Below are 22656 nucleotides of genomic sequence, written 5' to 3'. Positions count from 1 at the left end.
GGCAATGCCGTGCAGGTCGTCCTCGACACCACGCGCGTGGCGTGGACCGAACACGACCGCATCGAGACCGGTGAATACGCCGACCTCGTCGAGGCCGACCGCACCGCGCGCTTCGACCTGGCGAACCCGCCGCTGATCCGCTTCACGCTGATCCAGATCGCCGAGCACGAGTGGCGCTTCGTGGTGTCCAACCATCACATCCTGCTCGACGGTTGGTCGACGCCGCTGGTCATGCGTGACCTGCTCGCGCTCTACGCCCTGCACGGCGACGCGAGCGCGCTGCCCGCCGTCCGCTCCTACCGCCACTTCCTGGAATGGGTGGCCCGCCAGGATCACTCGGTCTCGGTGGAAGCCTGGTCGCACGCGCTGCGCGGCGTCACCGAGCCGACCATGCTGGCCCGCCCCGACGCGAGCCGCGAGATCGCCGCGTTGTCCGAGGAGTACCTGTTCGACCTCGACGAGCCCACCACGGCGCGGCTCGTGGCGCTGGCCGCCGACCTCGGCGTCACCCCGAACACCGTCCTGCAGGTGGCCTGGTCGATCGTGCTCGGCCGGATGACCGGCCGCGACGACGTGCTCTTCGGCACCACCGTCTCGGGCCGTCCCGCGCAGCTCTCGGGCGTGGAGTCCATGGTCGGTCTGTTCATCAACACCGTTCCGGTGCGCGTGCGCTTCGACGCCGCCGAAACGGTGCGCGACGTGCTGACCCGCACCCAGGGCGAGCAGGCCGACTTGCTCGACCACCACTACATCGGCCTCGCCGAGATCCAGTCCGCGGCCGGAATCGGTGGCCTGTTCGACTCGCTGGTGGTCTTCGAGTCCTACCCGGTCGACGCCGAGGGCATCAAGGCCCAGGCCGCCGACATCGATGGCATGGCTGTCACCGGCCTCGACGCCGCCGACGCCACCCACTACCCGCTGTCGCTGATCGCCCAGCTCGACACCCAGCTGCGCGTGCGCGCCGGCTACCTGAGCGACCTGTTCGACGCCGCCACCGTGCATCGCATCGCCGAGCGCCTGATCCGGGTGCTCACCGCGATCACCACGGAACCGACGGTCGCTGTGGGCGATATCGAACTGCTCGACGCCGCCGAACGGGAACTCGTCGTGCGTGAGTGGAACGCCACCGCGCACGAGGTGGACCAGCGGGCCACCCTCGTCTCGATGTTCGAGGCCCAGGTCGCTCGTACGCCGCAGGCCACCGCCCTGTCCTTCGAGGGCACGAGCCTGTCCTACGCCGAGTTCGCCCAGCGGGTCTACCGCCTGTCGCGCTGGCTGATCGACCGCGGTGTGGGCCCGGAAACCTATGTGGCACTCGGCATGCGCCGCTCGATCGACCTGGTCGTCGGCATGTACGCGGTGAGCGTGGCCGGTGGCGCCTACGTGCCGCTGGACCCCGATCATCCGGCCGAGCGCACGGAATACATTCTGGCGACGGCGGATCCGGTCTGTGTGCTCACCTCGGGCACCGATCTGGAGATCGACACCGCACAGGTCAGGATCGACCTGCTCGACCTGGACGGCTACGCCGACACTCGTGTCACCGATGCCCAGCGCATCGTGCCGCTGCGTCCGGAGAACACGGCGTATGTGATCTTCACGTCGGGTTCGACGGGTCGTCCGAAGGGTGTGGCGGTCAGCCATGGCGCGATCGTCAACCGTTTGGTGTGGATGCAGGCCGCGTACGGCCTGACCGAGGCCGACGTCGTTCTGCAGAAGACACCCGCCACGTTCGATGTGTCGGTGTGGGAGTTCTTCTGGCCCTTGCAGATCGGTGCGAAGCTGGTGGTCGCGAAGCCCGACGGCCATCGCGATCCGGCGTACCTCGCGGAGATCATTCGCGTCGAGGGCGTCACCGTCACGCACTTCGTGCCGTCGATGCTCGCGGTGTTCGTCGCCGACGCCGATGTCGCGCGCTGCGAGTCGCTGCGGATGGTGTTCGCCTCCGGTGAGGCGTTGCCGCCCAAGCCCGCGCACCGTCTGCGCGAGCTGACCGGCGCCGCGCTGCACAACCTGTACGGCCCCACCGAGGCCGCGGTCGACGTCACCTTCCACGAGGTCGTCGACACCGATCTGGACACCGTCCCGATCGGCGCCCCGGTCTTCAACACCCAGGTCTACGTCCTCGACGCGCGCCTGCGCCCCGTCCCGGTCGGTGTGGCGGGTGAGCTCTACCTCGCGGGCACCCAGCTGGCCCGCGGCTATGTGGCGCGCCCCGACCTGACCGCGGACCGTTTCGTCGCCGACCCGTTCGGTGACGACGGCGAGCGCATGTACCGCACCGGTGACCTCGTGGCCTGGACCGAACAGGGCGAGCTGGAATACCTGGGCCGCACCGACTTCCAGGTGAAGCTGCGTGGTCTGCGCATCGAGCTCGGCGAGATCGAGTCCGCGCTGACCGGCCTCGACGAGGTGGCGCAGTCGGTGGTCGTCGTGCGCGGCGAGCAGCACACCGGCGATCAGCTGGTGGCCTACGTGATCCCGGCGACCGGCCGTACCGTCGACATCGAGGACGCCCGCGAGGAACTGGGCAACAACCTGCCCGCCTACATGGTGCCCGCGGTGATCATCGTCCTCGACGAGTTCCCGCTCAATGCCTCGGGCAAGCTCGACCGCAAGGCGCTGCCCGCGCCGGTGTTCGAGGCCGCGGTGTTCCGCGCCCCGACTACCCCGGTCGAGGAGATCGTCGCCGCGACCTTCGCCGACGTGCTCGGCCTGGACCGGGTCGGTCTCGATGACGACTTCTTCGGACTCGGCGGCAACTCGCTGACCGCCACCCAGGTCGCCGCCCGCCTGTCGGCCGCGCTGGAGACCGATATCGGCGTGCGCGAGCTGTTCGAGGCCTCGACCGTCGCCGGGCTGGCCGCCCGCGCCGAGACGCACTCCGGTGCCGAACGTCGCGCGCCGCTGGTGCCGCAGCAGCGCCCCGAGCGGGTGCCGCTGTCGCTGGCCCAGCAGCGCATGTGGTTCCTCAACCGCTTCGACCCCGAGTCCGCGGTGGACAACATCCCCGCCGCCGTTCAGCTGTCGGGCCTGCTCGACCGTCAGGCGCTGCAGGTGGCCGTGGCCGACGTGCTCGCCCGCCACGAGTCCCTGCGCAGCTACTACCCGGAGGTGTCGGGCGCCGGCTACCAGGTGATCGTCCCGACCGGCAAGGTCATCCCCGACCTGGCGCCGATCGAGACCACCGTCGCCGAACTGCCGCAACGGCTTTCGGAGCTGGTACTCACCGCGTTCGACGTCACCGCCGAGGTGCCGTTCCGCGCCGCCCTGTTCGAGGTGAGCCCCACCGAACACGTGCTCGCCCTTGTCGTGCACCACATCTCGGCCGACGGCTTCTCCATGGGCCCGCTGACCCGCGACGTGATGACCGCCTACAGCGCCCGTGTGGAAGGCGCCGAACCGGCCTGGCGTCCCCTCGAGGTCCAGTACGCCGACTTCGCGCTGTGGCAGCGCGCCGTGCTCGGTGACGAGGACGACGCGAAATCGGTGATCGCCCAGCAGATCTCGTACTGGGGTTCGACCCTGCGCGGCCTGCCCGAGCAGCTCGACCTGCCCGCCGACCGGCCGCGTCCAGCGGTCGCCAGCGGACGCGGCGCCACCCACACCTTCGAAATCGACGCGAAAACCCATGCGGCATTGACCGAGCTGGCCCGCACCCGCGGCGCGACGCTGTTCATGGTCGCCCACGCCGCGCTGGCCCTGCTGCTCTCGCGCCTGTCCGGCGAGAACGACATCGCCATCGGCACCCCCATCGCGGGCCGTGGCGAGCGTGCCCTCGACGACCTGATCGGCATGTTCGTCAACACCCTGGTGCTGCGCACCGAGGTCGACGGCGACGCGAGCTTCACCGACCTGCTCGGTGCGGTCCGCGCGAGCGACATCGCGGCCTTCGGTCACGCCGACCTGCCGTTCGAGCGGCTCGTCGAGATCATCAACCCCGCCCGCTCGCAGGCCCGTCACCCGCTGTTCCAGGTCATGCTGGCCTTCCAGAACACCGGCCAGACCAGCCTGGAACTGCCCGGCCTCACCGTGAGCGGTGTGGAACTGCCGATCGACGTGGCCAAGTTCGACCTGCAGGTGGTGCTCACCGAGAAGCCGGGCGACGCGTCCGGCATCGTCGCCGAGCTGATCTACGCCACCGATCTGTTCGACGCGGCCACCATGGACCGCTTCGGCGCTCGCTTCGCTCGCCTGCTCGCCGAGATCGCCGCGGCTCCGAACCGCGCTGTCGGCGACATCGCCCTGCTCGACTCCGCTGAAACCGCACTGGCCGTGCGTGGTTGGAACGACACCGCGCACGAGCTGCCCGGCGCGGGCACTCTGGTGGACGAGTTCGCCCGCCAGGCGCTGGCCACTCCCGACGCGGTCGCGATGGTCGACCCCGCCACCGGCGAGACCCTGACCTACGCCGAATTCGCCGCTCGCGTGCACCGTTTGGCGCACCGCCTGATCGACGCGGGCGTCGGCCCGGAATCCCTCGTCGCGCTCGGCCTGCGCCGCAGCATCGACCTGGTCGTCGCCGCGTACGCGGTGCAGGAAGCAGGCGGTGGCTACGTGCCGCTCGACCTGGACCAGCCCGCCGACCGCATCACCTACGTCTTGGAGACGGCGGCTCCGGTCGCAGTCCTCACCACCACCCGCGACGGGTTCGGACTCGACGACGACGCGGTCGTGGACACCGCCCCGATGACGCTGGTCATCGACGCGATCGACCTCTCGGCGTACCCGCAGACTCCGGTCAGCGATGCCGACCGGATCGTTCCGCTGCTCCCGCAGCACCCGGCCTACGTCATCTTCACCTCCGGCTCGACCGGCCGCCCGAAGGGTGTGGCCGTGCCGCACTCGGCCGTGGTGAACCAGATCCGGTGGATCACCGGTGAATACGGCATCGACGCCGACGATGTGGTGCTGTTCAAGACCCCCGCCACCTTCGACGTGTCGGTGTGGGAGCTGTTCGGCCCGCTGAGCACCGGCGGCCGGATCGTCGTGGCGAGCCCCGACGGTCACCGCGATCCGCAGTACCTCGCCGATGTCATTGCCGCGCAACAGGTCACGATGACCTCGTTCGTGCCGTCGATGCTCACCGTCTTCGCGGGCAGCGTCGATGCCGCCGCCGTCGCGGGCGGAGCGCTGTCCTCGCTGCGCGCCCTGCTGATCGCCGGTGAGGCGTTCACCGCCGACGCGGTCGTGGCACTGCGCACGGTGAGCGACGCGGCCCTGTTCAACCTGTACGGCCCCACCGAGTTCACTGTCCACGCGACGCACGGCCCGGTCGCCGACCAGGTCGACGGCGCCGTCCCGATCGGCTCGCCGGTCTGGAACTCGCGGGCCTACGTGCTGGATTCGCGACTGCACCCGGTCGCCGCCGGTGTCGCCGGTGAGCTGTATCTGGCCGGCGCCCAGCTGGCCCGCGGCTACTTCGGCCGCCCCGATCTCACCGCCGACCGCTTCGTCGCCGACCCGTTCGAAACCCACGGCGAACGGATGTACCGCACCGGTGACCTCGTCCGCCGCGACGAGAACGGCGTGATCACCTACCTCGGCCGCACCGACTTCCAGGTGAAGCTGCGTGGTCTGCGCATCGAGCTCGCCGAGATCGAAGCCGCGCTCACCGCGCACAACACCGTCACGCAGGCCGTGGTGGTCGTGCGTTCGGACGCGCGTACCGGCGACCAGCTCGTCGGCTATGTCGTCCCCGCCGCGGGCGCGACCGTCGACATCGACGCGCTGCGCGCGCATCTGGCCGCGCAGCTGCCGTCCTACATGGTTCCGGCCGCCTTCGTCGTCATCGACGAGATGCCGCTGAGCGCCAATGGCAAGCTCGACCGGCGCGCCCTGCCGGAGCCGGTGTTCGAGGCGCGGGAGTTCCGTGCGCCGCGCACGCCGATCGAGGAGATCGTCGCCGCCACCTTCGCCGAGGTGCTCGGCCTGTCCGGAGACCGCGCGGTCGGCCTGGACGACGACTTCTTCGACCTGGGCGGCAACTCGCTCATCGCCACCCAGGTGGTCGCCCGCCTCGGCGCCGCCCTCGACACCCGCGTCCCCGTGCGCGCGCTGTTCGAAGCGCCGTCGGTGTCCGCGCTGGCCGCCAAGGTCGAGGTCCACGCGGGCAGCGGCAGCCGCCGCGAGCTCGTGGCCGGTGCGCGCCCGGACCAGATCCCGCTCTCGCTCGCCCAGCAGCGCATGTGGTTCCTCAACCGCTTCGACAGTGCGACCGGCGTCAACAACATCCCGCTGGCGGTCCGCCTGACCGGTGACCTCGACATCGACGCTCTGCGTCAGGCCGTCGCCGACGTGGTCGACCGGCACGAGGTGCTGCGCACCGTCTACCCGGAGACTGCGGAGGGTCAGGGTGTCCAGGTCGTCCTGCCTGCCGGGCAGATGCCGATCTCGCTGCACCCGATCACCGTCGGTGAGGACGAGATCCGCGACCGCATCAGCGCACTCGTGCTCGCCGGGTTCGACGTCACCGCCGAGGTCCCGGTGCGCGCCGAACTGCTGCGCGTCGCGGGCTCGATGGATGGTTCGCACCCCGACATCCACGTGCTGGTCTTCGTCGTGCACCACATCTCCGGTGACGGCTGGTCGGTGCGCCCGCTGGCCCGCGACGTGATGATCGCCTACGCCGCCCGCTCGCGCGGTGAGGCACCCGGCTGGGCGCCACTGCCCGTGCAGTACGCCGACTTCGCCCTGTGGCAGCGCGAAACGCTGGGCTCCGAAGCAGATTCGGCGTCGATGATCGCGCAGCAGGTGGCCTACTGGTCGCAGAACCTGGCAGGGCTGCCCGACCAGCTCGACCTGCCCGCCGACCGGGCCCGTCCCGCCGTCGCGTCCAACCGCGGTGGGGTACACGAGTTCTCGATCGACCCCGCCCTGTCGGCCGGACTCAACGCGCTGGCCCGCGAACACGGCGCCAGCCTGTTCATGGTCGTGCACGCCGCGTTCGCCGCGCTGCTGGCCCGCCTGTCGGGCAGCGACGACATCGCCATCGGCACCGCCGTCGCCGGTCGTGGTGAAGCGGTGCTCGACGACGCCATCGGCATGTTCGTCAACACCCTGGTCCTGCGCAGCGCCGTCGACCCGGCCCAGCCGTTCACCGAGCTGCTCGCGCAGACCAGGGAGAACGACCTCGCCGCCTTCGGCCACGCCGATCTGCCGTTCGAACGGCTCGTGGAGATCCTCAACCCGGCCCGTTCGCAGGCCCGCCACCCGCTGTTCCAAGTGATGCTGTCGTTCCAGAACACCGGCGAGGCGTCCTTCGAACTGCCCGGCCTCGAGGTCGCGGGCGTGCCGCTGGATGTGGTCACCGCCAAGTTCGATCTGCATCTGAACCTGGCCGATCGTCACCGTGCCGACGGTTCCGCCGACGGCATGACCGCCGAATTCGCCTACGCCACGGACATGTTCGACGCCGACACCATCGCCGCCCTCGCGCAGCGCCTGGTGCGGATGCTGACAGCGGTCGTGGCCAAGCCCGCCCGCGCGATCGGCGAGGTCGCCCTGCTGGCCCCGGCCGAATACCGCCAGGTGGTCACCGGCTGGAACGCCACCGAGCACCCGGTCGATCAGGCCGCCACGCTGGTGTCGATGTTCGAGGCGCAGGCCGTGACCAGCCCGAACGCGACCGCCGTCACCTTCGAGAGGACGAGTCTGTCCTACCGCGAGTTCACCGCGCAGGTGAACCGCCTTGCCCGTCATCTCATCGCCCAGGGCGTCGGCCCGGACACCATGGTCGCGCTCGGCATGCGCCGCTCGCTCGACCTCGTGATCGGCATGTACGCGGTGAGCGTTGCCGGTGGCGCCTACGTGCCGCTGGACCCAGACCACCCGGCCGAGCGCACCCACTACGTGCTCGAGACCGCGGCGCCGGTGTGCGTATTGACCACTGTCCGTGACGAATTCGACGCGGGTTCGACCACGGCGCTGAACATCGAACGCCTGGATCTCTCGGTTTACTCGGATGCGCCGGTCAACGATGCCGAGCGGATCGCCCCGCTGCGTTCGGAGAACACGGCGTATGTGATCTTCACGTCGGGTTCGACGGGTCGTCCGAAGGGTGTGGCGGTCAGCCATGGCGCGATCGTCAACCGTTTGGTGTGGATGCAGGCCGCGTACGGCCTGACCGAAGCGGACGTCGTTCTGCAGAAGACGCCTGCCACGTTCGACGTGTCGGTGTGGGAGTTCTTCTGGCCCTTGCAGATCGGTGCGAAGCTGGTTGTCGCGAAGCCCGACGGTCACCGCGATCCGGCCTACCTGGCCGAGATCATCGCCACCGAGGGCGTCACCACCGCGCACTTCGTGCCGTCGATGATGTCGGTGTTCGTCGCCGAACTCGCCGAGTCCGCCGCTGTCGCGCTTGCCGACGGACGGCAGATCTCGAACAGCCTGCGCCTGGTGTTCGCCTCGGGTGAGGCACTGCCCGCGCCGACCGCACAGCGGATGCGCGCCCTCACCGGCGCGGCCCTGCACAACCTGTACGGCCCCACCGAGGCCGCCGTCGACGTCACCTTCCACGAGGTCACCGACGCCGACACCACCTCGGTGCCGATCGGTGCGCCGGTCTTCAACACCCAGGTGTACGTGCTGGATTCGCGTCTGCACCCGACGCCCGTCGGCGTTCCCGGCGAGCTGTACCTGGCCGGTGTCCAGCTGGCGCGCGGTTACGTCAACCGTCCCGACCTCACCGCCGACCGCTTCGTCGCCGACCCGTTCGGGACCGACGGCGAGCGGATGTACCGCACCGGCGACCTCGTCACCTGGACCGCCGACGGCGAGCTGGAGTACCTGGGCCGCACCGACTTCCAGGTGAAGCTGCGTGGTCTGCGCATCGAACTGGGCGAGATCGAGTCGGCGCTCACCGCGCTGCCCTCGATCGCCCAGTCCGTGGTCGTGGTCCGCTCCGACGACCGCCTCGGCGACCAGTTGGTCGGGTACCTGATCCCGGCGGCCGGCACGAGCATCGACCTCGATGCCGTGCGCACCGACCTCGGTGGCGCGCTGCCGACCTACATGGTCCCCACCGCCTTCGTGATCCTGGATGCCTTCCCGCTCAACGCCTCCGGCAAGCTCGACCGCAAGGCGCTGCCCGCGCCGGTGTTCGAGGCCAAGGTGTTCCGCGCGGCGTCCACCCCGATCGAAGAGATCGTGGCGGGCACCTTCGGCGACGTGCTCGGCGTGACCCGCGTCGGCGCCGACGACGACTTCTTCGAACTCGGCGGCAACTCATTGCTGGCCACCCAGGTCACCGCCCGCATCGGCGCGGCCCTGGACACCCAGCTCTCGGTGCGCGACCTGTTCGAGGCCTCGACGGTCTCCGCGCTGGCCGCCCGCGCCGAGCACAACGCGGGCTCCGGCCGGACCCGACCGCGCCTGACCGCGGGGGAGCGGCCCGCCGTCATCCCGCTCTCGCCGGCCCAGCAGCGGTACTGGTTCCTCAACCAGTTCGACACCTCTACCTCCGCGGTCGACAACATCCCCCTGGCCGTCCGCCTCACCGGCGAACTCGACGTGCCCGCGCTCGAACAGGCCATCGGCGACGTGTTCGCCCGCCACGAGATGCTGCGCACCACCTACCCGGCCTCGCCCGACGGCCCTCATCAGGTGATCCTGCCGAACTCACAGATCAGCGCGCAGGTGCACCACATCGAGGTCGACGAGACCGAATTGCTCGGCGCGGTCATCGAATTCGCGATGACGACCTTCGACGTCACCCGCGAGGTGCCGCTGGCGGTCGCGCTGTTCGAACTCACCGAGACCGATCACGTACTCGCGTTCACCGTCCACCACGTCTCCGCCGACGGTTCGTCGATGGGCCCCCTCGCACGCGACATCATGGCCGCGTACGTGGCCCGCGTGCAGGGCGAGGCGCCGCAGTGGGCACCGTTGCCCGTGCAGTACGCCGACTACGCGCTGTGGCAGCGCGAAGTCCTCGGCGACGAGACCGATCCCGAATCCCTGGCGACCAAGCAGGTCGCCTACTGGACCGAAACGCTCGCGGGCCTGCCCGACCAGCTCGAACTGCCCACCGACCGGCCCCGCCCACCCGCGCAGTCGTTCCAGGGTCAGGCCATCCGCTTCGAGATCGACCCGGACCGCCACGCGGCCCTGCACGACCTGGCACGGGCGAACAACGCCTCGCTGTTCATGGTCGTGCACGCCGCGCTCGCAGTGCTGCTCGCTCGCCTGTCCGGCACCGACGACATCGCCGTCGGCACCCCGATCGCGGGCCGTGGCGAGCGTGAGCTCGACGACCTGATCGGTATGTTCGTCAACACCCTGGTGTTCCGCACCGCCGTCGACTCCGGCGCGTCCTTCGCCGAACTGCTCGCCGATGTGCGCAACCGCGACCTGGAAGCCTTCGCCAACGCCGACGTACCGTTCGAGCGTCTGGTCGAGGTGCTCAACCCGGTCCGCTCCACCGCGCGCAACCCGCTGTTCCAGGTTGGCCTGTCGTTCCAGAACCTGGCCGACACCACCTTCGAACTGCCCGGCCTGACCGTCAGCGCCGTCGACTACGACTCGCAGCTGGCCAAGACCGACCTGCACGTCACCCTCTACGACCGCTACACCGACGACGGCGCACCGGCTCAGCTGGTCACCGAATTCGGTTACGCCATCGACCTGTTCGACGAGGCGACGGTCCAGAGCTTCGCCGACCGCTTCGTGCTGGTGCTCGACGCGGTCGCCGCCGACGCCACCATCGCGGTCGGCGATATCGACCTGCTCACCACGCCGGAATCCGCGCAGATCGTCACGGCGTGGAACGACACCGCGCACGAGGTCGACACCGACGCCACCCTGGTGTCGCTGCTCGACGCCAGCGTGACCGCGACTCCGGATGCCGTCGCGCTGGTCGTCGACGAGGCCGACGGTCGCCGCGAGCTCGCCCACCCGTCGCCCGACCACCACCCCTCATCGACTCGCTTCGCGACCCTGACCTATGCCGAACTCGACGCCGAGGTGAACCGCCTCGCGCGGCACCTGATCTCGCGGGGCATCGGCACCGAGGACCGGGTGGCGCTGGCAATTCGCCGCTCCGCCGAGCTGATCATCGCGATGTACGCGGTGGCCCGCACAGGCGCGGCGTATGTGCCGATCGACCCGGATCAGCCCGCCGAGCGCACCGACTACATCCTGGAGACGGCCGCGCCCGCTGTCGTGCTGACCACGTCGAACGCCGAATTCAGCACGGCGGCAGCCGAAGTGGTGGTCCTCGACGAGCTCGACCTGAGCGCTGTCAGCGACGCCGCGATCACCGGGCGCACCCTGGTTCCGGCGAACACCGCGTACGTGATCTTCACGTCCGGTTCGACCGGCAAGCCCAAGGGCGTGGCGGTCTCGCACGGCGCGATCGTCAACCAGCTGCTCTGGGAGACGGCCGAATTCGGCATCGGAGCCGACGACGCGGTGCTGCTCAAGACCGCCGCCACCTTCGACCTCTCGGTCTGGGAGTTCTGGACCGCCGCCGTCGCGGGTGCCCGCCTGGTGGTCGCCACCGCCGACGGCCACCGTGACCCGGCCTACCTCAACGACCTGATGCGGGCCACCGGCGTCACCACACTGCACGTGGTGCCGTCGATGCTCGACGCCTTACTCACCGAATCCGGTGCGGCACTCCCGCGTACGTTGCGTCGCGTCCTCGCGATCGGTGAGGCGTTGCCCGCCGCGACCGCGCAGCGCTTCCGTACCGCCAACACCGCCGCGCTGTTCAACCTGTACGGCCCGACCGAGGCCGCGGTCTCGATCACCAGCCACGCGGTCACCGACGCCGACAAGGTGTCGGTCTCGATCGGTGCGCCGGAGTGGAACAGCCGTGTCTACGTGCTGGATTCGCGCCTGCGCCCGGTTCCGGTCGGCGTGTCCGGTGAGCTGTACCTGGCCGGCGCCCAGCTGGCCCGCGGCTACTACGGTCGCGCCGATCTCACCGCCGACCGTTTCGTCGCCGATCCGTTCTCGGTGCTCGGCGAGCGCATGTACCGCACCGGTGACCTCGTCGCCTGGAACGCCGACGGTGAACTGGACTACCGGGGCCGCACCGACTTCCAGGTGAAGATCCGTGGCTTCCGGATCGAGCTCGGCGAGATCGAGGCCGCGCTGCTGCGCCAGCCGGGCATCACCTCCGCCGCTGTCCTGGCCCACACCGATCCCGTGGTCGGCGATCGCTTGGTCGCCTACGTCGTGGCCGACGACGCGGTCGACAAGCTGGCCCTGCGTGCCGCACTGGCCGCCGAGCTGCCGTCGTACATGGTTCCGACCGTGTTCCTGCAGCTCGACGCGCTGCCGCTCAACGCCAACGGCAAGCTCGACCGCAAGGCTCTCCCGGAGCCCGAGGTCGAGAAGGCCGTGTTCCGCGCGCCGGTGAGCCCGAGCGAACAGCTCGTGGCCGCCACCTTCGCCGAGGTCCTCCGCCTCGATGCCGACAAGCGCTTCGGCCTCGACGACGACTTCTTCGCCTGGGGCGGTAACTCGCTGCTGGCCACACAGGTCGCCGCACGCCTCGGCGAAGCGCTCGACACCCGAATCCCGGTGCGCCTGCTGTTCGAGGCGTCCACGGTGTCCGCGCTCGCCCACCGGGTCGAGCAGCACGCGGAAATCGGTGACCGCAAGGCACTCACCGCCGGTCCTCGCCCCGAGCACATCCCGCTGTCGCTGGCGCAGCAGCGCATGTGGTTCCTCAACCGCTTCGACACCCAGTCGGCGGCCTACAACGTGCCGGTCGCGGTCCGCCTCACCGGCGAACTCGACATCGCCGCGCTGCGTGCCGCGGTCACCGACCTGGTGTCGCGCCACGAGATCCTGCGCACGATCTACCCGCAGACCGAATCCGGTGCGGCACAGGTGATCCTGTCGCCCGCGCAGGCGGCGCCGGAACTGATCGAACGCATCGTCGCCGCCGAGGAGATGGAATCGGCGGTCGCGGAACTGATGTCGACGATGTTCGACGTCACCGTCGAGGTGCCGCTCAAGGTCGCGCTCTTCCGCGTCGAGAACACCGACGAGTTCGTCCTCGCCCTTGTCATCCACCACATCTCCGGTGACGGCTCCTCGGTCGCCCCGCTGACCCGCGACCTGATGACCGCCTACGCGGCCCGCTCGATGGGCTCCGAGCCCGGCTGGGCGCCGCTGGCCGTGCAGTACGCGGACTACAGCATCTGGCAGCGCGACCTCCTCGGCAGCGAGGACGACGCCGATTCGATGGCGTCCAAGCAGGTCGCGCACTGGAAGCAGGCCCTCGCCGATCTGCCCGACCAGCTCGACCTGCCCGCCGACCGTCCGCGCCCCGCGGTGCAGACGTTCGCGGGCAGCAAGGTCGACGTCCAGATCGACGCCGACACCCACCGCGCGCTGGTCGAACTGGCCCGCGCCGAGGGCGCGACGCTGTTCATGGTCGTGCACACCGCCCTCGCGGTGCTGCTCGCCCGTCTGTCGGGCACCGACGACATCGCCATCGGCACCCCGATGGCCGGTCGTGGCGAAGCCGCCCTCGACGACATGATCGGCATGTTCGTCAACACCCTGGTCTTCCGCACCAAGGTCGACAGCGGCGAAGCCTTCACCGAGCTGCTGGCCCGCCAGCGTGAGGACGACATCGCGGCGTTCGCCAACGCCGATGTGCCGTTCGAGCGCCTGGTCGAGGTGCTCAACCCGGTCCGTTCCACCGCGCGGCACCCGCTGTTCCAGGTGGGCCTGTCGTTCCAGAACCTCAGCCGCGCCACCCTGGAACTGCCCGGCCTGACGGTCTCGGGCCTCGACATCGACTCCAAGCTGTCGCAGTTCGACCTGCACCTGATCGCCACCGACCGCTACGGCGACGCCGGCGAGCCCGAAGGCATCTCGGGTCTGTTCACCTACGCGACCGACCTGTTCGACCACGCCACGGTCGAAGGTTTCGTGGAGCGCTTCGTCCGCCTGCTCGGCGCGATCGTCGCCACCCCGCGCACCGCGGTCGGCGATATCGAGCTGCTGGCCCCGGCCGAACGCACCCAGGTGCTCGACGCCCGCAATGCCACCGCCTACCCGGTCGACGCCGAGGCCACCCTGGTCTCGCTGCTCGACGCGTCGGTGGCCGCCGATCCGAAGTCGACCGCTCTGGTCACCGATGACGGCGCGCAGCTCACCTACGCCGAACTCGACGCGAAGGTGAACCGCCTCGCGCGGCACCTGATCTCGCTCGGCGTGGGCCCGGAGTCCCGTGTCGCGCTGGCGATGCGCCGCTCGGTGGACCTGGTCGTCGCGATGTACGCGGTGGCCAAGTCCGGTGGTGCGTACGTGCCGGTCGACCCCGATCAGGCGGCCGAGCGCACCGACTACATCCTCGAGACGGCGGCACCGGTCTGCGTGCTGACCAACGCCGAGTTCGCCACCGATGTCGCACCGGTGATCCGCATCGACGAGCTCGACCTGGCATCGATCGACGCCGCCCCGATCTCCGATGCCGAGCGCACCGCACCGTTGCGTCCGGAGAACACCGCGTACGTGATCTTCACGTCCGGCTCCACCGGCCGCCCGAAGGGTGTCGCGGTTCCGCACGCCGCGATCGCCAACCAGCTGCAGTGGAAGCTGATCGAGTTCGGCATGGACGCCGCCGACGCGGTGCTGCTCAAGACCGCCGCCACCTTCGACCTCTCGGTCTGGGAGTTCTGGTCGGCAGCGGCCTGCGGTGGCCGCCTGGTGATCGCCTCGGCCGACGGCCATCGCGACCCGGCCTATCTCAACGAGCTGATGTCGCGCGAATGGGTCACCACCCTGCACGTGGTGCCGTCGATGCTCGACGCGCTGCTCGCCTCGGGGATGCCCGATTCGCTGTGGCGGGTCCTGGCCATCGGTGAGGCGCTGCCGGGCTCGCTGGCCCAGCGCTTCCGCGCCGAGTTCAGCCGCACCGAGCTGTTCAACCTGTACGGCCCGACCGAGGCCGCGGTCTCGATCACCTCGCACCGGGTGAACGCCGCCGACCAGGTGTCGGTCTCCATCGGTTCGCCCGAGTGGAACAGTCAGGTCTACGTGCTCGACGAGCGCCTGCGCCCGGTGCCCGACGGCGTCGCCGGTGAGCTGTACCTGGCCGGCGCGCAGCTGGCCCGTGGCTACTTCGGCCGCGCCGACCTGACCGCCGACCGTTTCGTCGCCAACCCGTTCACCCCCGGTACCCGCATGTACCGCACCGGTGACCTGGTGGCCTGGAACAACCGCGAACTCGACTACCGAGGCCGCACCGACTTCCAGGTGAAGATCCGAGGCTTCCGGATCGAGCTCGGCGAGATCGAGGCCGCGCTGCTCGCGCTGCCCGAGATCGCGCAGGCCGCCGTGATCGCCAAGTCCGATCCGCGCACCGGCGACCGCCTGGTCGCCTACCTGGTCGGCACGAATATCGATGTGGCACAGGTCAAGTCGACGCTGTCGGCCGGTCTGCCGTCGTACATGGTGCCCGCCGCCTTCGTGGTGCTGGACGCGCTGCCGCTCAACGTGAACGGCAAGCTCGACCGCAAGGCACTGCCGGAGCCGGAGTTCGAGGCACAGGCCTTCCGCGCACCGTCGACCCCGATCGAGGAAATCGTGGCAGGCGTGTTCGCCGATGTGCTCGGCGCCGAGCGCGTCGGCGCCGACGACGACTTCTTCGCCCTCGGCGGTAACTCGCTGCTGGCCACCCAGGTCACGGCCCGCCTCGGTGCCGCACTGGACAGTCGGGTGCCCGTGCGCCTGCTGTTCGAGGCATCCACGGTGGCCGGTCTCGCGGTGAAGGTCGAGCAGGGTGCGGGCGCCGGTGGGCGTCGCGCGCTGGTCGCCGGGCCGCGTCCGGACCAGGTGCCGCTGTCGCTCGCACAGCAGCGCATGTGGTTCCTGAACCAGTTCGACACCGCGTCCTCGGTGAACAACATCCCCGTCGCCGTCCGCCTGTCGGGCGCGCTGGATGTCGAGGCATTGCAGCTGGCAGTCGCCGATGTGCTCGCACGGCACGAGACCCTGCGCACGGTGTACCCGTCGACCGACGGCACACCGCACCAGGTGATCCTGCCGGTCGAGGGCAATGTGCCGGACCTGACGCCGGAAACCGTTGCCCCCGAACAGGTTCGCGACAAGATCGCCGAACTGATCACCACCGGCTTCGACGTGATCGACGAAGTCCCGTTGCGCGCGAAGCTGATGCAGGTCGCTGTGTCCGATGGCGATGCGTCCGAGGGCCCTGCGTGGTCACGCTCCGCTACCGCCTCCGGGCCCGCCGGACGCATCGCGGGCGAGGAGTTCGTCCTCGTCTTCGTCGCCCACCACATCAGTGCCGACGGCTGGTCCATGGGCCCGCTGACCCGCGACGTGATGATCGCCTACGCCGCGCGTGCCGCCGGTGAGGCGCCGGGCTGGGCGCCGATGCCGGTGCAGTACGCCGACTTCAGCGTCTGGCAGCGTGAGGTGCTCGGCGCCGAGACCGACGAGACCAGCCTCGTTGCCCAGCAGGCCGACTACTGGAAGCGCGCGCTCGCCGGCGTCCCCGACGAGCTGAACCTGCCGTTGGATCGGCCGCGTCCGAGCACGCAGTCCTTCGCCGGTGGCCGGGTGCTGTTCCCGATCGGCGGCGACATCCACGCCGGACTGTCCGCCATCGCTCGCGAGCAGAACGCGACGCTGTTCATGGTCGTGCACACCGCGCTGGCGGTATTCCTGGCGCGCATGTCGGGCACCGAGGACATCGTCATCGGTACCCCGATCGCGGGCCGTGGCGAGGCCGAACTCGACGACGTGATCGGCATGTTCGTCAACACCCTCGCCCTGCGCACGCAGGTGGGTGGACAGCTGAGCTTCGCGGAGCTGCTGACCCAGGCCAAGGAAGCCGACCTGGCCGCCTTCGCCCACGCCGACATCCCGTTCGAGCGTCTGGTGGAACTGCTCAACCCCGAGCGCTCCACCGCGCGGCACCCGCTGTTCCAGGTGGCGCTGTCGTTCGAGAACCTGCCCGACGCCAGTTTCGAACTGCCGGGTCTGTCGGTCTCGGCCGTCGACTTCGACGTCGACACCGCCAAGTTCGACCTGCTGCTCACCGTGCGTGAGGCGACGGCCGGTGACGACGCGGGCGCCTACGCCGAGTTCTCCTACGCCAGTGCGCTGTTCGATCAGTCGACGGTGGAGAAGTTCGCGCAGCGCTTCCAGCGTCTGCTCGCCGAGGTCGTCGCCGACACCACGACGCCGGTCGGCGATCTCGAACTCCTCGACGAGTCCGAGCGCACCGAACTGCTCTCTCGCACAGGCGGTCCCGCCGCTTCGGTGAGTACCTTGCCGGAGCTCCTCGCGCAGGCCGTGGCGACGAACCCGACCGGTCAGGCCATCGTCGCGCCGGGCGAATCGGCCTCGCTCACCTACGCCGAACTCGACGCGGCCTCCTCGCGTCTGGCGCGGGTGCTGATCGAACGTGGCGCCGCGCCGGAGACGGTCGTCGCGATCGCCATGCAGCGTTCGCTCGACACCACCCTGGCCATCTGGGCCGTCAGCAAGACCGGCGCGGCGTTCCTGCCGGTCGATCCGAAGTACCCGGCCGAGCGCATCGCGCACATGATGTCGGACTCCGGTGCGGCACTGGGCATCACGGTGTCGGCCGAGGTCGACCACCTGCCCGCGCCCGCGCTGGGCGACTGGCTCACTCTCGACGATGCGGCCACCGAAGCCCAGATCGCCGCGCAGTCCGACGCCGAGATCACCGAGGCCGATCGTCGTGGCGCGGTGCGCCCCGACAACACGGCCTACATGATCTACACCTCGGGTTCGACGGGTCTGCCCAAGGGCGTCGTCGTGACCCACGCCGGTGTACCCAACTTCGCCGCCGCCCAGGTCGCGCAGTTCGGTCTGGACAAGAACGCTCGGACCCTGGCCTTCGCGTCACCGTCGTTCGACGCCTCGATCCTCGAGTTCCTGCTCGCGGCCGGCTCGGCGGGCACCCTCGTCATCACGCCGGTCGGCGTGGTGGGCGGCGAGGAGCTGGCCGACATCATCGCGAGCGAGCGGCTCACCCACGTGTTCCTCACCCCGCTGGTCGCGGCGTCGATGGAACCCGCGGCGCTGGCCGGACTCCAGGCGCTGATCGTCGGTGGCGACAAGGCCCCCGTCGACCTGGTCGCGAACTGGCACAGCGCGGGCACCGACCCGGCACACCACCGGTTCTACAACGCCTACGGTCCGACCGAGGCGACCATCGCCACCAACCTGTCCGATCCGCTGCTGCCGAGCGACACCATGAACATCGGTGGCCCGATCGCGGGCGCGACCGTGCTGGTGCTCGACTCTCGCCTGCGGCCCGTGCCAGAGGGTGTGGCCGGCGAGCTGTACCTCGGGGGCGTCCCGCTGGCTCGTGGCTACCACGCGCGCCACGGCCTCACCGCCGAGCGTTTCGTGGCCAGCCCGTACGCCGTCGGCGAGCGGCTGTACCGCACCGGTGACGTCGTCGCCTGGCGCACGGTGAACGGCAAGCCGGTCGTGGAATACGTGGGCCGCAACGACTTCCAGGTGAAGATCCGCGGTTTCCGGATCGAACTGGGCGAGATCGACGCGGTCCTGACCGCGCACGACGACGTCGAGTTCGCCGCCACCATCGGTCGCAAGACCGACGCGGGCGCCACCATCCTGGTGTCCTACGTGCGCGGCAACGTCGACCCGGCCGCCCTGGTCGACTACGCGGCGCAGCACCTGCCCGCGCACATGGTGCCCGCCGCCGTGATGGTTCTCGACGAGATCCCGTTGACCCCCGCGGGCAAGCTCGATCGTCGCGCACTGCCCGAGCCCGTTCTCGCCCCGCGCGAGTTCCGCACGCCGACAAGCGAAGTCGAGGCGATCATCGCCGTCGTCTTCGCCGAGGTGCTCGGTGTCGACGCCGTCGGTCTCGACGATTCGTTCTTCGCCCTCGGCGGCGACTCGATTCTGTCCATCCAGCTGGTCTCGCGCGCCAAGGACCGCGGCGTGCTCTTCAAGCCGCGCGACGTGTTCGAAAAGCGCAGCGTGGCAGGGCTTGCCGAGATCGCCGTGCTCGCGGGCGACGCCGAGCAGATCGTCCTCGAGGAACTGCCGGGCGGCGGTGTCGGCGACATCCCGATGCTGCCGATCATGCGCCAGATCCTGGCCGGTGGCTCCACCTACGACCGGTTCTCCCAGTCGATGGTGCTGCGCCTGCCCGAGAACATCACGGCCGAGGTCCTGCACGCCACGATCGGCGCGGTCTTCGACCACCACGACGTGCTGCGTTCGCGGGTGGCTCGCGGCGAGAACGGGTGGGAATTCGAGGCTTTGGCGCCGGGCGAGGTCGACGTGACCACACTCGTGCGTCGGGTCGAGGTCGCCGGTGACGTCGCCGAGGACCAGCTGTCCAAGCTGGCCAGCGTCGAATACGACGAGGCCATGGGTCGACTCGATCCCGCGAACGCCGCCATGGTGCAGTTCGTCTGGTTCACCTTCGGTGCGCCCGCCGAGGGCCCGCGTCGTCGCGACGTGCTGCTCGTCGTCGGCCACCACTTCGTGATCGACGGCGTCTCCTGGCGCATCCTGATCCCGGACCTCGGCATGGCCTGGGGCCAGATCGCGGCGGGTCAGCAGGTCGCGCTGCCCGTCAACGGCACCTCGATGCGTCGCTGGGCGCACAGCCTGGTGGAACAGTCGACGGATCGTCGTGCGGAACTGCCGTTCTGGCGCGAGGTTTCGGCCACCGCCGATCCGCAGCTGGGCGCGCGGGCCTTCGACCCGAAGGTCGACACCTTCGCCACCGTCGACCGGGTGCAGGTCACCCTCTCGCCCGAGGTCACCGACGCGGTCCTCACCGCGATCCCCGGCCTCTACCACGGCGGCGTCAACGACGGCCTGCTCACCGCACTCGCACTGGCCGTATCCCGGTGGCGCGGTGACGAATCCGGCACCGCGGCACTGATCAAGCTGGAGGGCCACGGCCGCCAGGAAGAGATCGTCGCCGGTGCCGACCTGTCGCGCACCGTCGGCTGGTTCACCACCGCCTTCCCGATCCGACTCGACCTGGCAGGCGCCGACCTCGACGACGCGTTCGCCGGCGGCGCCGTGCTGGCCGACGTGATCAAGTCGGTCAAGGAGCAGATGCTGGCCGTGCCGGACAAGGGCATCGGCTACGGCGTGCTGAAGTACCTCACCACCGAGGGCGCGGATCTGCCGAGCGTCGGCCAGATCAGCTTCAACTACCTCGGCCGCGCGACCGCCGGTGAGATCCCCGCCGAGCTCGCCGAACTCGGCTGGGTGCCGGTGGCGGATCTGGGTCAGCTCGACGCCGAGATGGACCTCGACATGCCCGCCAACGCGACGCTGGACATCAACGCCATCGTCAACGACGGCGACGAGGGCCCACAGCTCGGCGCGAATATCGCGTTCCCGAAGGGCCTGCTCACCGCCGACCAGGCCCAGGAGTTCGCCGATCTGTTCGTGGCCGCGCTGACCGCGCTCGCCACTCACGCGCAGCGTGCCGACGCGGGTGGCTTCACCCCGTCCGACATGCAGCTCGTGCGGGTCGGGCAGTCCGATATCGAACTCTGGGAGCGCGACTACCCCGCGCTGTCGGAAGTGTGGCCGCTCTCGCCGCTGCAGGCAGGCCTGATGTTCCACGCCATGCTCAGCTCGGCGACCGTCGACGTCTACACCGTGCAGGCCGTGCTCGACCTGACCGGCACCCTGGACACCGAGCGTCTACGCGGCGCGGCCCAGGCCGTGCTCGACCGGTACCCGAACCTGCGGACCGCGTTCGTCACCGACTCGGCCGGTCAGCCGGTGCAGGTGGTGCTGTCCGAGCTCGAGGTGCCGTGGCGCGAGGTCGACCTCACCGACCTGCCCGAAGACGAGCGGATGCCGCGCATGCGGCAACTGTTGCTCGCCGACCGCGCCGACCAGTTCGACATGGCCACCGCGCCGCTGATCCGCTTCGGTCTGTACACGACCGGCGAGGGCACCGCGCACCTGGCGATCACCGTCCACCACATCCTGGTCGACGGCTGGTCCATGCCGCTGCTCATGCGCGACCTGCTCGTCCTCTACGCGGTGCGCGGTGACCTCACCGCGCTCCCGCGGGTGGCGTCCTACCGCAACTTCCTGTCCTGGCTCTCGGGCTGGGATCGTGAGGTGTCGCTGCAGGTATGGGCCGAAGCGCTGGCCGGGGTCGAAGGCCCCACCCAGCTCGCGCCCGCGCCGCGCACCGAGGAACGCTACGAACTCGACAAGGTCATCGTCGAGATCGACAACGACCGCACCAGAGCCCTCGGCAAGTTCGCGGGCGAACTCGGCGTCACCGTGAACACACTGCTGCAGACCGCGTGGGGCATCGTCGTCGGTCGCCTCACCGGCCGTGACGACGTGGTGTTCGGCGCGACGGTCTCCGGCCGCCCGGCGGAGCTGCCCGGCGTCGAGTCGATGGTCGGCCTGTTCATCAACACCCTGCCCGTGCGCATCCAGATCGACGACCGGATGACCGCGGAGAAGCTGACCCAGCGGGTGCAGTCCGAGCAGGCCGAACTGCTCAGCCACCACTTCGTCGGGATGTCCGACATCCAGCGGGTGGCGGGCATGGGCTCGCAGTTCGACACCCTCGTGGTGTTCGAGTCCTACCCGATGGACAAGGACGCCGTCACCGCGGCGAGCTCGATCGACGGCATGCAGGTCACCGGTGTGGGCCTCGACGACGCCACCCACTACCCGCTCACGCTGGTGGTGATGGCCGAGTCGACCATCGAGATCACGATGAAGTACCTGACCAGTACCTTCACCGCCGACGAGGTTCGCACACTGTCGCAGCGCCTGCTGCGCGTGCTCGACGAGCTGCTCGACAACCCGACCGGCCTGGTCGGCGACATCGACATCCTCGACGCGAGCGAACGAGCCCAGCTGCTCGCCGATTCCGGTGTGACAGCCGCTGTTTCGGCTCCGGTGGCTACCGGCGTCGGCGCGCAGACGGTGGCCAAGGTGCTGGCCGAGGTCGTCGAAGCCGACCCGCAGGCCCCGGCTCTGCTGCGCGGCGACAGCGAAATCGCCTACAGCGCACTGGATCGCAAGTCTTCACAGCTGGCCCGCGTGCTCATCGCACGCGGTGCGGGCCCCGGCGATGTGGTCGCGATTTCGCTGCCGCGCAGCGTGGATTCGGTCCTCGCCGCCTGGGCGGTCCAGAAGGCGGGCGCCGCGGCCCTGTTCGCCGGCGAACTCTCCGGCGTCGAGATCGCGGCCGCCGGAGCGACCTTCGGCATCAGTGCGACCCCGGTCGCCGGCGTGGCGGGCCAGTGGTTGGTCATGCCCGACATCGAAGCCGACATCGCTGCGGCCGCGGCCCACCCCGTGTCCTACGCCGACCGAGTCCGTCCGCTCACCGAAGACCACCCAGCCTTCGTGCTGGTCTCCGGCGAGAACACCACGGTCCTCGGCCAGTCCGACGCGGTAGCCCTCGCCGAGCGCCTCCGCGACGAACACGGCATCGACTACGAATGCACCATCTACACCACCCATGCCTCCGGCCCGGCCGCCGTCCAGGAATTCCTGGCCTCGTCCACCGCGGGCGCCCTGTCGGTGCTCCCCGACGCCTCGGTCGAAGACGACCTGGCCGAGGGCGAGGTGACGCACTGGTTCGTGGTGGCGGGCGAGGCGACCGATGCTGCCGAGGGTGAAGTGACGGTGATCGTCGCCGAATAG

1 protein-coding gene (running past one end of the window) is annotated in these 22656 nt (G+C 69.9%); it reads left to right on the top strand.

From position 1 onward, the window contains the following. On the top strand, window positions 1–22656 hold the 3' portion of the coding sequence (locus tag OHS03_RS24700; protein ID WP_328657392.1) for a non-ribosomal peptide synthase/polyketide synthase. It extends 21117 nt beyond the left edge of the window; 22656 of the gene's 43773 nt are visible here — the last part of the coding sequence; its start codon lies off the left edge, out of view; the stop codon is at window positions 22654–22656.

Origin of the sequence: Nocardia salmonicida (assembly GCF_036142455.1) — a bacterium.
Taxonomy (GTDB): domain Bacteria; phylum Actinomycetota; class Actinomycetes; order Mycobacteriales; family Mycobacteriaceae; genus Nocardia; species Nocardia salmonicida.
The sequence above is the reverse complement of the archived record's forward strand: the minus strand, read 5'-3'. Positions and strand labels throughout refer to the sequence as shown.